At 44.3% G+C, this 13,279-nt stretch carries 12 protein-coding genes; 11 read left to right on the forward strand and 1 reads right to left on the reverse strand.

Annotated elements, in window-relative coordinates:
• Positions 1–35: 35 nt before the first annotated feature.
• The 10 genes from panD (at position 36) to ESB13_RS07775 (ending at position 9,955) form a co-directional block, all read left to right on the forward strand.
• Positions 36–380: an aspartate 1-decarboxylase gene (panD, locus tag ESB13_RS07730; protein WP_129002432.1), complete on the forward strand. Its 345-nt coding sequence runs from the start codon at positions 36–38 to the stop codon at positions 378–380.
• A gap of 31 nt (positions 381–411) precedes the next feature.
• The gene (locus ESB13_RS07735) at positions 412–1,425 is read left to right on the forward strand and encodes a lysylphosphatidylglycerol synthase transmembrane domain-containing protein (protein WP_129002433.1); all 1,014 of its coding nucleotides are present in this window, start codon (positions 412–414) and stop codon (positions 1,423–1,425) included.
• The gene (rfaE2, locus tag ESB13_RS07740; protein WP_129002434.1) at positions 1,397–1,885 is read left to right on the forward strand and encodes a D-glycero-beta-D-manno-heptose 1-phosphate adenylyltransferase; all 489 of its coding nucleotides are present in this window, start codon (positions 1,397–1,399) and stop codon (positions 1,883–1,885) included. The genes ESB13_RS07735 and rfaE2 overlap by 29 nt, the downstream gene beginning before the upstream one ends.
• A 53-nt stretch (positions 1,886–1,938) precedes the next feature.
• On the forward strand, positions 1,939–4,026 hold the full coding sequence (ppk1, locus tag ESB13_RS07745; RefSeq protein ID WP_129002435.1) for a polyphosphate kinase 1: 2,088 nt from the start codon (positions 1,939–1,941) through the stop codon (positions 4,024–4,026).
• Positions 4,007–4,888, forward strand: a complete 882-nt coding sequence (locus ESB13_RS07750; RefSeq protein ID WP_129002436.1) for a Ppx/GppA phosphatase family protein — start codon at positions 4,007–4,009, stop codon at positions 4,886–4,888. Before ppk1 ends, ESB13_RS07750 begins: the two co-directional genes overlap by 20 nt.
• A gap of 97 nt (positions 4,889–4,985) precedes the next feature.
• Complete coding sequence (panB, locus tag ESB13_RS07755; protein WP_129002437.1) at positions 4,986–5,801, forward strand: 3-methyl-2-oxobutanoate hydroxymethyltransferase; 816 nt, start codon at positions 4,986–4,988, stop codon at positions 5,799–5,801.
• Between the two features lie 96 nt (positions 5,802–5,897).
• Complete coding sequence (locus ESB13_RS07760; protein WP_129002438.1) at positions 5,898–6,968, forward strand: sensor histidine kinase; 1,071 nt, start codon at positions 5,898–5,900, stop codon at positions 6,966–6,968.
• 3 nt (positions 6,969–6,971) lie between these two features.
• Complete coding sequence (locus ESB13_RS07765; RefSeq protein ID WP_129002439.1) at positions 6,972–7,667, forward strand: LytR/AlgR family response regulator transcription factor; 696 nt, start codon at positions 6,972–6,974, stop codon at positions 7,665–7,667.
• Between the two features lie 87 nt (positions 7,668–7,754).
• A complete protein-coding gene (locus ESB13_RS07770) occupies positions 7,755–9,440 on the forward strand; it encodes a S8 family peptidase (protein ID WP_129002440.1) in 1,686 nt (561 codons plus the stop codon).
• A 5-nt stretch (positions 9,441–9,445) separates the two neighbouring features.
• Positions 9,446–9,955 carry a DinB family protein gene (locus tag ESB13_RS07775; RefSeq protein WP_129002441.1) on the forward strand — a complete coding sequence of 170 codons (510 nt, stop codon included), beginning with the start codon at positions 9,446–9,448 and terminating at the stop codon, positions 9,953–9,955.
• On the opposite strand, the gene ESB13_RS07780 is transcribed toward ESB13_RS07775, so the two are convergent.
• A complete protein-coding gene (locus tag ESB13_RS07780; RefSeq protein ID WP_129002442.1) occupies positions 9,950–12,076 on the reverse strand; it encodes a prolyl oligopeptidase family serine peptidase in 2,127 nt (708 codons plus the stop codon). The two genes, ESB13_RS07775 and ESB13_RS07780, sit on opposite strands and share 6 nt — an antisense overlap.
• A gap of 200 nt (positions 12,077–12,276) precedes the next feature.
• Here ESB13_RS07780 and pfkA point away from each other — a divergent pair, with 200 nt between their 5' ends.
• Positions 12,277–13,260, forward strand: coding sequence for a 6-phosphofructokinase (gene pfkA / locus ESB13_RS07785; protein ID WP_129002443.1), 984 nt, complete (start codon positions 12,277–12,279; stop codon positions 13,258–13,260).
• Positions 13,261–13,279: the final 19 nt, after the last annotated feature.

Here is a 13,279-nt window from a genome sequence, read left to right on the forward strand (position 1 = left end):
TTTTATATTCCAAATAGGTTTAACTTTGCGCCGCCATGCAAATAGAAGTATTAAAATCGAAGGTTCACCGTGCGGTGCTGACAGAAGCCAACCTCAATTATGTAGGCAGTCTTACTTTGGATGAAGACCTGATGGATGCTGCCAACATGATTGAGAATGAGAAGATACAAGTAGTTAACGTCAACAACGGCGAACGCATAGAAACTTACCTGATCAAAGGTAAACGCGGAAGCGGTACCGCCTGTCTCAATGGTCCGGCTGCACGTAAAGGCGCTGTAGGTGATATTATCATTGTGATATCTTACGCTACTATGGATTTTGAAGAAGCCAAAACATTTAAACCCTCTATCGTATTTCCTAAGGAAGGCAATAAGTTATAATTTGTCTATCTTGCTGTAAATCCCGTGCAGCATGAAGCGAGCGCTTTTGTATCTCTTGAAATACCTGGTAGGATTTGGTATAGCAGGTCTGCTGATCTGGCTATCATTCCGTCAGCTATCGGATCAGGATCTTACTGACATTAAAGAGGCGTTACTGCGCGCGCGGTTCTGGCTGCTTCTTCCTGTTTTCCTTATCCTGTTCCTTAGCCATTGGTTCAGAGCCCGCCGTTGGCGGCAACTGATCACTCCCCTGGGCTATAAACCCTCAGTTGCACAACTGTTATGCAGCCTGTTTATCGGCTACATTGGCAACCAGCTAGTACCCCGCGCCGGAGAAATCATCCGTTGCACTACCGTAGCCAGGACCAGCAAAGTTCCCGCAGAAAAGGTAATAGGAACAATGGTGGCAGAACGTGCATTCGATGTGGTATGCCTGGCTGTTATTACTACTGCTACATTCTTTATAGAATATAAATACATTGAATCCTATTTCAGGGATATTACCCGGACCGCTGGAGAAGGCATCGCCGGCGGCAGACACTGGTGGCTGTTGCTGATAGCAGCCCTGGTGGTCATCGCAGCAATATGGCTTATAAGAAAAGGACGCAAGCTGAAATGGGTCCAGTTCCTTACAAGGGTCTGGCGAGGCTTGCTCGAAGGCCTCTCCAGCATCAACAAGGTAGAGAATAAACCCTTATTTCTTTTAAATACTGTGCTCATCTGGGTTTGTTATATATTATCCACATGGCTCGGTTGTTTTGCGCTCGCCGAAACGGAACACCTGCCTGTAACAACAGCTGTGGCAATGCTCGTATCCGGTACTTTTGGCATCATTATCGCCCCAGGAGGTTTGGGGGCCTATCCCGCAGCCATCCAAAAAACGCTCGAATTATACGGTCTCAGCGGAACCATAGGCCTGGCGGCTGGCTGGATCTTATGGCTGGCCCAGTTCTTTTTTACCATTATTTTTGGGCTCGGCGCATATTTACTTATTAATTATTTTAAACAACCGTTACATGAAAAACAAAGCGTTCATTCCATCTAAAATTATGACGTTGGCACAGCTCGGCCATACTATGGCAGGATGGAGATTGCTTGATAAAAAAATCGCCTTTACCAACGGTTGCTTCGATATCCTGCACGAAGGCCATATTGCATCATTATCACAAGCCGCTTCTGAAGCCGACTACCTTATAGTAGGCTTAAACAGCGATGCCAGCACTAAACGTCTGAAGGGAGAAAGCCGGCCGGTGAACAAAGAACAAAGCCGTGCATTGTTACTGGCATCACTGGTATTGGTTGATGCCGTGGTCATCTTCGAAGAAGATACTCCCCTATCGCTTATTACCACCATCTTGCCCGATGTTCTTGTCAAAGGTGGCGACTATACCGTTGAACAGATAGCCGGCTCAAAAGAAGTGCTCGCCAATGGCGGCCGTGTAGTGATAAACCCCATAGTACCTGGCTTTTCTACAACCGGCATCATCGAAGCACTGAAGAAATAAACTTAACATTAAAGAACTCTCCCCTTACTTATTTTAGCAATATAGAAGACCTTATGAGTAAGAAACATTTGTTAGCGAGAGATATCAGCTGGTTAAGCTTTAACGCAAGGGTTTTACAGGAGGCCGGTGACCCTACTGTGCCGTTAAAACAAAGGATACGGTTCCTGGGCATCCATTCTAATAATATGGATGAGTTCTTTCGTGTACGGGTAGCTACGCTGAGAAGGATGATTGAACTTGGTGGCAAAAAAGGTAATATGCACCTGGAAGAAAATCCGCAATCTATACTCGACCAGATCCAGGTAATCGTTTTGCAACAACAAAACGAGTTCAACCGTATATGGGACGACATACAGCGTGAAATGGCAAAGGAAAAGGTTTATCTCATAAGCGAAGCCCAGCTGACCCAGGAACAACGGACGTTTGTAACCCGCTTTTTCGACGAAGAAGTACGCTCCAATATTATTCCGCTTTTGATAGAAAGCCTGCCGCAGATGCCTTATCTCAGAGATAAAAGCATTTACCTGGGCGTTGTTATGCGTAAGTCCTCCTCCGCATACGATCAGAAATATGCCCTGATTGAAGTGCCCGCCAAAGCTGTAGGCCGCTTTATAAAGCTGCCCTCTCCGGAAGGCGAAAGCCATATTATTCTGCTGGAAGATGTCATACGCGTTAACCTCCCCATTATATTCTCTTATTTCGGCTACGATCATTTTGATGCACATGTGTTTAAGGTCACCAAAGATGCTGAGATCGACATAGACAATGATATCACCACTTCTTTTGTTCAGAAAATAGAACGCGGACTGCGTAACAGACGCAAAGGCAAACCGGTGCGCTTCCTGTACGACAAGGAAATGGATGCAGGTATCCTGGAATATCTTATGCGGCGATTGAACCTTTCCAGGAAAGACAATATCATTCCCGGAGGCCGCATTCATAATTTCAGACATTTTATGGACTTTCCCGATGTATTCCCTTCCCATAAAAACGACCGTACGCCTTTTACGCATCCGAAATTGCAGCGCACCTTACGTGTAACAGATGTAGTATTGAAAGAAGATGTCATGCTTCATTTCCCTTATCATTCTTTCAACTCCATTATAGACCTCTTGCGTGAAGCGGCTATGGACCCTGAAGTGAATACCATCAAGATAACTGCTTATCGTCTGGCCTCTAATTCCAAGGTAGTAAATGCACTTATTAATGCCGTAAGAAATGGTAAACAGGTAGTGGTTATGCTCGAACTAAGGGCACGTTTCGATGAAGAGGCTAACCTCGAATGGAAAGAGGTACTGGAAGAAGAAGGCGTAAAAGTGCTCATGGGTGTGCCTAACACGAAAGTCCATGCCAAGCTCTGTATCATCACCAAACGCAGTAACAACAAAACACTGCAATACGGCTTTGTTAGTACAGGTAACCTTAACGAAAAAACAGCAAGGGTATATGCCGATCACTGCCTGCTTACCAGCAACCGCAGTGTTATGGCCGATATTAACCGCATCTTTAAGTATCTCGAAAACCCCAGAACAGCTTCTCAGTACATCAACGCCTGCAAAACACTACTGGTTTGCCCGGTACATATGCGTAAGAAGCTCATAGCACTTATCGACAATGAGATCAAGCTGGCGAAAGCAGGTAAAACTGCCAAAATATATCTGAAAGTAAACGCACTGAGTGATGGCCTGATGATTCAGAAGCTATATGAAGCAATAAACGCCGGTGTTCAGGTGAATATGGTGATAAGAGGCATTTTCTCCGCCCGGATAGAGCCTAAAAAGCTCCGGAAGAATGTAAAAGCCATCAGTATTATCGACGAATACCTGGAACATGCCCGTGTGATCATCTTCCATAACGGAGGAAAGGAAAAATACTTTATTTCTTCAGCAGACTGGATGGTACGAAACCTCGATCACCGCGTAGAAGCAGCTGTCCCCATTTCCGACAAAGCACTTCAGAAAGAAATTAAAGATATTTTGAATATCCAGTTCGCAGACAATGTAAAGGCCCGTTTATTAGACGATACACAGTCAAATCGCTACGTAAATACAGAAGATAAAAAGAAGATTCGTTCACAAATAGAAACGTATCAATACCTTTATCAAAAAACAAGAGCGCAGAGTGAAATTAGCCGCCATTGATATAGGAAGTAATGCTGCCCGGCTACTGATAGTAGAAGCGGTAGAAAATAATGCAGGGGAGATTCAATTTAACAAACTGAACCTGGTAAGGGTTCCATTGAGGCTTGGTTTTGACGTCTTCGAAAAGGGAGAGATCAGCAAACCTAAAGTGGGTATGCTCATTCAAACGATGAAAGCATACGGCCATCTGCTGAATGTTTACGGCGTACAACATATAAAAGCATGCGCAACAAGCGCTATGCGTGATGCCAAAAACAGTGCGGATATCATTAGAAAAGTGAAGCTGGAAACCGGAATTGCTATACAGATCATCTCCGGTGATGAAGAAGCTTCCTTTATCTATGAAAATCATATCGCGGAAAACCTCGACAAACAGCACTCTTACCTGTATATCGATGTGGGAGGCGGTAGTACAGAGCTTACTTTTTTTAGCGATGGACGTCTTAAATACAAAGAATCGTTTAACATAGGCACTATCCGCATGCTCAAAAACCAGGTTGAAGAAAAACAATGGCATGAGCTGCGCGATCACTTGAAATACAATACCGTAAGCCGCTGGCCCATGATAGCCATCGGCTCCGGAGGTAATATCAACAAAGTCTTCTCTCTCAGTAAGAAAAAAGAAGGAAAACCTTTGTCGCTAGACCTCCTGAAGGATTATTATAAAGAACTGTCAAGCGTTTCACTGAACGAACGGATGCGCTTGTACAAGCTGAGAGAAGACCGGGCAGATGTGATCGTTCCCGCATTGCAGATTTATATCAATGTGATGCGTTGGACTTCAATAAACGAGATCTATGTTCCTAAAATAGGACTGGCCGACGGTCTGATACAAATATTGTACGACGAGGTGCAATCATAAAAATGCCTACCTTGCAGCCGACATCCGGATATGCTTTATTCTAAAGAAGGGTCATATTCAGATCTGTTGAATCATATTTGTTATAAATCCTATTCAGATGTCTGTGAATAAAGAGATCAGGCGTGTTACAACACACAGCCTGCAGAAAATGAAAGCCGCCGGCGAAAGGATCTCCATGTTAACGGCTTATGATTACTCCTTTGCCACTTTATTGGATCAGGCTGGCGTTGATGTATTACTGGTAGGCGACAGCGCCAGTAATGTAATGGCCGGTCATGAAACAACCCTGCCTATTACACTCGACCAGATGATCTACCACGCCTCTTCAGTGATCAGGGGAGCCCAGCGCTCTATGGTCATCGTAGACCTGCCTTTTGGCTCTTACCAGTCGAATTCCGATATAGCATTGGCATCCGCCATTCGCATCATGAAAGAAACAGGCGCTCATGGCCTGAAAGTGGAAGGTGGTGAAGAAATCATAGACAGTGTAAAAAAGATTGTAGCCGCCGGTATACCCGTAATGGGGCACCTTGGCTTAACCCCCCAGAGCATTTACCAGTTCGGTACTTACAATGTACGCGCTAAAGAAGAGGCCGAAGCCGCCAAACTGAAAAAAGATGCCTTGTTGCTGCAGGAAGCAGGTTGCTTTGGCGTGGTGCTCGAAAAAATACCTGCTGCGCTCGCCAAAGAAGTAACAGAAAGCCTTCGTATGCCAACCATAGGCATCGGCGCAGGCGGCTATTGCGATGGCCAGGTATTGGTAATGCACGACATGCTGGGCATTAATGCCAGCTTTAAACCGCGTTTTTTACGTCAGTACCTGAATATGGCCACCCAGGTCACTGAAGCTGTTCAGCAATACGTAAAAGACGTAAAATCAGGCGATTTCCCGAACGAAAAAGAGTCATATTAGCCAAAAGCTACCGATAAAATAGCCGGCATTGTCTAAAATAGGGCATTGCCGGCTATTAAACTGTTTAAGTTTGCAAACAAACTTAAACAGTTTACATTGGGATTACGACAAAAAAACTTTGCGGCTCAGATCATTCTGAATATCGCAGCATGGGCTATCTTCTTCATGCTGCCCTTTGTTTTCCTGCCATTCAGCCCACGTACCACCCCCTTGCAGAGCAACCGCTTTATTTCCCTGCTCATCACCTCAAACGTTATTCTTATCACTTTTTACTACCTCAACCGGTGGTGGCTGATTCCCCGTTTACTTGCTCAGAAAAAAACATTTCTTTATATCCTCACCATCGTATTGTATCTGCTGTTTTACATGGCAGTGTTGTATTTCGTATTTGTGCTTTCCGATGAAACCAAACAGTATATCCAGGCTCAACTACTAAAAAATCCTAAGTATAAACCACAGTCGGTACGTTTCTGGACAGGCTTCTGGGCCGGGCCGCTTTCACTGTTTATGCTGGCCTTTCTTTTCAGTAGCAGCTCTAAAGTAATAGCACAATGGTTTCTTGCCGAAGAAACAAGGCAGGAGATTTCGAAACAACAATTACAAACAGAGCTGTCGTTACTGAAATCACAGGTAAATCCACATTTCCTGTTCAATACGCTCAATAGCATTTACTCTCTGGCCGTTACCAATAGCGATAAAACACCTGATGCGGTAATTAAGCTATCGCGCATCATGCGCTACACACTCGAAGAATCGCAGAACGATGAAGTACCATTGAATAATGAACTGGAATTCATCCGGAGTTATATCGATCTTCAGCAGATGCGCCTGACCAATATGGTCTCCATCAGCTTTACAACAGAAGGCCCTACGGATGGCGTGATCATCGCTCCTCTCCTGTTTATTCCTTTCATTGAAAACGCGTTCAAATACGGTATCAGCACTCATCATCCTTCAGCCATCAGCATACATATCCAGGTAGTAAATGGACATGTTATTTTCACATGCGTGAACGACAGGGTGCCCGTAGCAGTAAAACATGAAAGCACCGGTACCGGCATCATCAATACACGACGCCGGCTGGAACTCCTATACCCTATGAAGCATATTTTAACCATCGAGGATAACAACAATCAATATAAAGTATTACTGACCATAAACTTGTAGTCTATGAACTGTGTAGCAATTGATGATGAACCATTGGCACTGCAGCTTGTACAGGGATACGCCGCTAAAACAGGAGAACTTAATATTGTTACCACCTTTACGGATGCGGTAAAAGCTAAAGAGTACCTCCAGCAAAACGAAATAGACCTCCTTTTCCTTGATATCCAGATGCCCGATATCAACGGCATGGAACTCTTTAGCAGCCTGGAAAATAAGCCGCTTGTCATTTTTACAACAGCTTTCGGCCAGTACGCAGCAGAAGGTTTTAACCTCGACGCAGTAGACTACCTGGTGAAACCATTTGATTATGAACGCTTTCTGAAAGCTGTAACAAAAGCCCGGGAATTGATAGAATACCGCCAGAACCGGGAGATAAATGAAGGCTACTTATTCGTAAAGCATAATTACCAATGGAATAAGATCTATTTTAAAGACATTGATCTCATCGAGGCGCTGGACGATTATATTAAAATTTATATTTCGCCCAAACCAATATTGGTGCATATGAGTATGAAAGCCGTTTCTGAAAAACTGCCGGCTTCCAAATTTGTACGGGTTCACCGCTCTTACATCGTACCGGTGGAAAAAGTAGACGGCTGGAATAAAAACTCTATCCGTATAGCCGAAAAAACCATTCCGGTAAGCTATACTTACCAGAAACAGGTGCAGGAAATCCTGCAAAAAAGAATGGAAAGCTGATTTTTTTCTAATGATTTCCTAAATTGAGCAGCTGAGGGAACGATTATAGTGCCGATTTCCGAATTTGCAAGGAGTTTTTTGCGTAGCATGCCAAACTGTAGACCTTTTATATTATTCCTTCTTCTGTCGACAACCGTTTTTAGTGGTTACGCACAGTCCTCTCTCAAAGGTTGGCACCTTAAAGACCTTAAGAAAGACAGCTTCAACGGCATCAGCCTCAGTGAAACTTACGAATTCCTGAAAGACAAAAAAAGTTATACCGTAATAGTAGCAGTAATAGATTCCGGTGTAGATACTACCCATGAAGACCTAAAAAACATTCTTTGGCGTAACCCCGGCGAAATACCGGGCAATGGTATTGACGATGATAAAAACGGCTATATTGATGACATCTATGGGTGGAATTTCCTGGGAAACAGGAATGGAGAGAATTTAAGGAAAGCCTCGGATGAAAAAACCAGGCTATACCATCGGTATAAAGCACTGTTTGCAGGCAAAGGCTTGCAGGAAGACAGTCTGCCATCCACAGAAAAAGCTTCTTATCAGCTATGGTCGAAGGTAGAACGTGAAATGCAGACCAATGCCGAGGAGCATGCAGAATTAATGTTTGTGGATGTAGCGCTTAAAACACTAAAGAAATACGACAAACTATTGCGCGAAGAAATGAAGCGTGATACATTTACCAGCGAAGACCTTGAAAAATATCAGCCTGCCAACTCTGCCGGCCGCCAGGCGAAACTGGGATACCTCACTTCAACCAAAATGCTCGGATTCGATGGAGATGAAAGCAATACTTCCATCCTGTCGCAACTTACTGAATATGCTTCTGTCAGGAAAGATGCAATGAGCTCTAAAGATATTGCCCCTCCTAATTATCGCGAAACCATCATTAAAGACGATTATTATAATATCAATGACAAATACTATGGCAATGCCGATGTAATGGGCCCTAACCCTATGCATGGCACACATGTGACCGGCATTATTGCCGCCCAGCGCGATAACGACCTGGGTATAGATGGCGTAGCAGATAACGTGAAGATCATGACCATACGCGCCATCCCCGATGGTGACGAATATGATAAGGATGTGGCATTGGCTATAAAATACGCGGTGGATAATGGCGCCCGCGTTATTAATATGAGTTTTGGAAAGGCTTTCTCTCCTGAAAAAAAATGGGTAGATGAAGCTGTTCAGTACGCTTCTCAAAAAGATGTACTGCTGGTACATGCTGCCGGTAATGAATCTGCCAATCTCGATGAGAAAGATAACTACCCCAATGCTAACCTGGAAGCATTTCAGAAAAGAGCCGATAATTTTATCAATGTAGGAGCCAGCAGCGATCCACGTATAGGCGACGGACGGCTGGTCGCCGATTTCAGCAACTTTGGAACAAAGAATGTAGATGTACTTGCACCAGGAGTTAAGATCTATTCTACCTTACCAGGCAAACATGACTACGGCTTTTTGAAGGGAACCAGTATGGCATCTCCCGTTGTAACAGGCATAGCAGCATTAATACGATCTTATTATCCTGCCCTGTCGGCACGCCAGGTAAAATATGCCATCGAACAGTCGGCAGCGGCTTGTACCGATACTACCATAAAGGTTTTAAAGCCCGGCACCAAAGAACTTACCCCACTCAACAATATCTGTGAAACAGGAGGCGTTGTAAATGCGTTGCTGGCAATACAAATTGCTGCAACGCTACATCCCGAAGAAAAGCCTTTTGTTCCAAGGGAACCCTTTAAAAAATTGAAATCCTCAAAATAGATCTTATGTCACGTCCTGCAGCAGGAGAATATGCTCCGCATTTTGACCCCTATATACAGCTGGTACAGGAAGATAATATTCCCGCCATCATAGAAAAATATACTCCCTTGATTGCCGCTTTCTACAATAGCTTGCCGGAAGATAAGGCAAACCATGCTTATTCCGATGGAAAATGGACCGTCAAAGAGGTGATACAACATATCATCGACGCGGAGCGCATCTTCGCTTACAGGCTGTTAAGGATTGCCCGAAACGACAAAACGCCTTTACCCGGATTCGATGAAAACGCATTTGCGCGTAATGCCCGGGTAACCGGCAGAAGCCTGCAATCGCTGAAAGATGAACTGCAGGCCGTACGAACATCCACCGGGTTCCTGTTACGCTCTTTAAATGAAGAAGAGCTGCAACACAAAGGTACGGCGTCGGGTTACCCCATAACCGCCAATACCTTTGCGTTCATCATATACGGACATTTGCTGCACCATCAGCGCATACTAACGGAGCGCTATCTATAAAGGTTGCTTGTACTCCATTCCAAGATTATACATGATGAAGCTCCATATATCGGCCGCTTCTTCTATTTGTTTGCTTGTAGGTTTGCCGGCACCATGCCCTGCTTTGCTGTCAATTCTTATCAGCACAGGATAGTTGCATCCCTGGCTCTCCTGTAAAGTAGCTGCAAACTTAAATGAGTGGGCCGGAACTACCCTGTCATCATGATCAGCCGTAGTCACCAGGGTGGCAGGGTAACAGGCCCCCTTTCTCAGGTTATGCAATGGTGAATAGCCATAAAGGTTTTTGAAATCGGCTTCGTTCTTTTCCGCATTGCCATATTCTACTGCCCATCCCCATCCTACGGTAAAACGATGGAACCGGAGCATGTCCATAACGCCAACCTGCGGAATAGCAACACGGAACAGATCAGGACGCTGCGTCATTACCGCACCAACCAGTAAACCACCATTGCTGCCGCCCTTAACGGCAATCCGCTCTTTGCTGGTGTACTTATTGGCTATCAGCCATTCAGCCGATGCAATCATGTCGTTGAACACATTTTGCTTGTTCTGTAGCATACCTGCTTTGTGCCATTCTTCACCATATTCGCTGCCACCACGCAAACAAACCTGTGCATAAACCCCACCCTGCTCCAGGAAGAAGATGTTGGAAATGCTGAAAGCAGGCGTCATGGCAATATTGAACCCACCATAACCATAAAGCAATACCGGGTTGTTGCCATCAAGAGCCAATCCCTTTTTATAAGTAAGAAATACAGGTACTTTTGCACCGTCTTTAGAAATTACAAATACTTGCTTGGTCTCGTATTGATCAGGATTGAACTTCGCTTCTGCCTTTTTAAACAGGGTAGATTTACCCGTAGCTATATCATAATGGAATATGGTGGTCGGATAATTAAACGAAGTGAAGGAGTAAAAGAACGCCTTGTCTTTCTTTTCTGCACCAAAACCGGCAGCAGTGCCAATACCCGGCAAGTCCACCGCCCTTATAAGTTTTCCCTCATAACTGTACTGATAAACCATGGTTGAGGCATCTTTCAGGTAACTTGTAAATAAAAAGCCACCCCCCGTCGATACATCCTGCAATGCTTCTTTCCTCTCCGCTATCACTGTCTTCCAGTTTGCTTTGGCTGGTTTTAACGGATCTATAAGTACTACCTTGAAATTCGGTGCCCCGTCATTGGTCTTGACCAGCAGTTTTCCATCGATGTTATCAATGACCTCGGGTTCTGTTTCAAAACCGGAAACTAACACTTTAAAGCTTCCATCCGGATCCTGCTTCAGATCTTTGTATAACACCTCGCCTCCACTGGTCCCCTCACTTACCTGGACAATCAAAAAACGCTCATCTTCTGTAAGACCTGCCTGAAAATAACGCAGCGGATGTGCTTTATCTTCAAAAACCAGCACATCGCTCTCCTGCGATGTACCGAGTTTATGATAATAAACCTTCTGAAACTCGTTTGCTTTTACAAGTTTGCTCTTCTCGTCAGGTTTGGGATAACGGCTGTAATAGAAACCCTCCTCCCCCTTCCAGGCAAATCCGCTGAACTTGAGAAATTCTATTTTATCAGATAACAGCTGCTTGCTTTCCGCATCCATTACATAACCTGTTTGCCAGTCGCTGCCAGACTGTGCTACAGTATATACAAGGTGTTTGCCCGATTTGGAGAACCGTACAGCGGAAAGCGCTGCTGTACCATCGGCTGCGAATTTATTCGGGTCAAGAAATACTTCCGGTTCAGCTTTGATATCTCTTTGCCTGTATAATACACTTTGATTCTGGAGGCCGTCATTTTTATAGAAATAAAACCAGCTTCCCTTTAAAAAGGGAGAGCCGTATTTTGGATAGTTCCATAATACCTCTAATCTTTGTTTTACCTGCTCTTTGAAGGGTATTTTTGACAAGTATTCCCTGGTTACAGCATTCTGCTCCTTTACCCATTGAGCGGTAGCCGCACTGTTATCGTCTTCAAGCCAACGATACGGATCGGCAACTGCTGTTCCAAAATAATTATCAGATACCTGACCTTTAGCTGTAGAAGGGTATATTAATTGTGCATTACTGTTTTGCATAAAAAACGAAGAAAGAAGGGCCCAAAATGCATACTTCTTTTGCATAAAGCTGTTTTAAATGATTACAAGATTCGGCAAGTTAAGTAGTCATAACGCTAAATTCATAAGTAATTCATGATTAAATTCATGAATCAATATTGGGCAAATGCTTACTTTTGAATCTTCGGAAACGTTATCGTAGATAATTAACAATAATTTGCCATTCTTTTTGAAAAATTTTTAACCGGACAATAGATCGTTGCACAATGTCAAAAAAAGTAACAAAAATCGGAGTTCTGACATCCGGTGGAGACGCTCCCGGAATGAATGCTGCCATCAGAGCTGTAGTCAGAACAGGAATTTATAACGGCCTGGAAGTATATGGAATTATGAGGGGTTACAATGGGATGATCGAGGATGATATCTTTCATATGGACAATAAGTCTGTAGCAAACATCATCCAACGTGGAGGAACGATCTTAAAAACGGCCCGCAGTAAAGAGTTCATGGAAGCCGCAGGCCGCCAGAAGGCTTATGAAAACCTCAGAAAAAGAGGTATCGATGGCTTGGTGGTAATAGGCGGAGATGGTAGCTTCCGCGGCGCACAACGGTTTAGTAACGAGTTTGATATTCCTTGTATCGGTCTTCCCGGTACCATAGATAAAGATATAGCCGGCACAGACTATACTATAGGTTTTGATACCGCTGTAAATACCGCGGTAGAAGCTATTGATAAGATCAGGGATACCGCTGATGCCCACGATAGGCTGTTCGTTGTAGAGGTAATGGGCCGCGATGCCGGTTATATTGCGCTTCACAGCGGCCTCGCAACAGGCGCTGAAAGCGTATTGATCCCCGAAACGCGTACGGATGTGGAAGACCTTATTTCAGGCTTAACAGAGAAAGAAAAACGCAAAAAGCTGGTAAACCTGGTGGTTGTTGCCGAAGGCGATGAAATGGGTGGCGGCAGCGAAATAGGTAAAATACTGAAGAACCGCCTTCCCAATATGGACATCCGGATTTCAATCCTCGGCCATATCCAACGTGGCGGCGCTCCTTCCTGCCAGGATAGGATCATTGCCAGCAGAATGGGCTATCACGCAGTAGAAAGCCTGCTTTCCGGACGCCATAATGTAATGGTAGGTATTGTTGATGATAAAATGCATTACATACCTTTGGACACAGCCGTTAAGGAAAAACAAGCGTTTACTTCCGACTGGTTAAAGATCATTAAAATATTAGCAAGCTAAAAATCCCCATATAAAAAGT

The sequence above is a fragment of the Filimonas effusa genome (assembly GCF_004118675.1).
In the GTDB taxonomy this organism is placed as follows: domain Bacteria; phylum Bacteroidota; class Bacteroidia; order Chitinophagales; family Chitinophagaceae; genus Filimonas; species Filimonas effusa.

What these genes read in the sequence shown, in the direction of transcription:
- ESB13_RS07770 (WP_129002440.1), top strand. Translation starts at nt 7,755, where the DNA reads ATGCCAAACTGTAGACCTTTTATATTATTCCTTCTTCTGTCGACAACC.
- ESB13_RS07765 (WP_129002439.1), top strand. Translation starts at nt 6,972, where the DNA reads ATGAACTGTGTAGCAATTGATGATGAACCATTGGCACTGCAGCTTGTA.
- ESB13_RS07775 (WP_129002441.1), top strand. Translation starts at nt 9,446, where the DNA reads ATGTCACGTCCTGCAGCAGGAGAATATGCTCCGCATTTTGACCCCTAT.
- ESB13_RS07780 (WP_129002442.1), bottom strand. Translation starts at nt 12,076, where the DNA reads ATGCAAAAGAAGTATGCATTTTGGGCCCTTCTTTCTTCGTTTTTTATG.
- panD (WP_129002432.1), top strand. Translation starts at nt 36, where the DNA reads ATGCAAATAGAAGTATTAAAATCGAAGGTTCACCGTGCGGTGCTGACA.
- panB (WP_129002437.1), top strand. Translation starts at nt 4,986, where the DNA reads ATGTCTGTGAATAAAGAGATCAGGCGTGTTACAACACACAGCCTGCAG.
- pfkA (WP_129002443.1), top strand. Translation starts at nt 12,277, where the DNA reads ATGTCAAAAAAAGTAACAAAAATCGGAGTTCTGACATCCGGTGGAGAC.
- rfaE2 (WP_129002434.1), top strand. Translation starts at nt 1,397, where the DNA reads ATGAAAAACAAAGCGTTCATTCCATCTAAAATTATGACGTTGGCACAG.
- ESB13_RS07735 (WP_129002433.1), top strand. Translation starts at nt 412, where the DNA reads ATGAAGCGAGCGCTTTTGTATCTCTTGAAATACCTGGTAGGATTTGGT.
- ppk1 (WP_129002435.1), top strand. Translation starts at nt 1,939, where the DNA reads ATGAGTAAGAAACATTTGTTAGCGAGAGATATCAGCTGGTTAAGCTTT.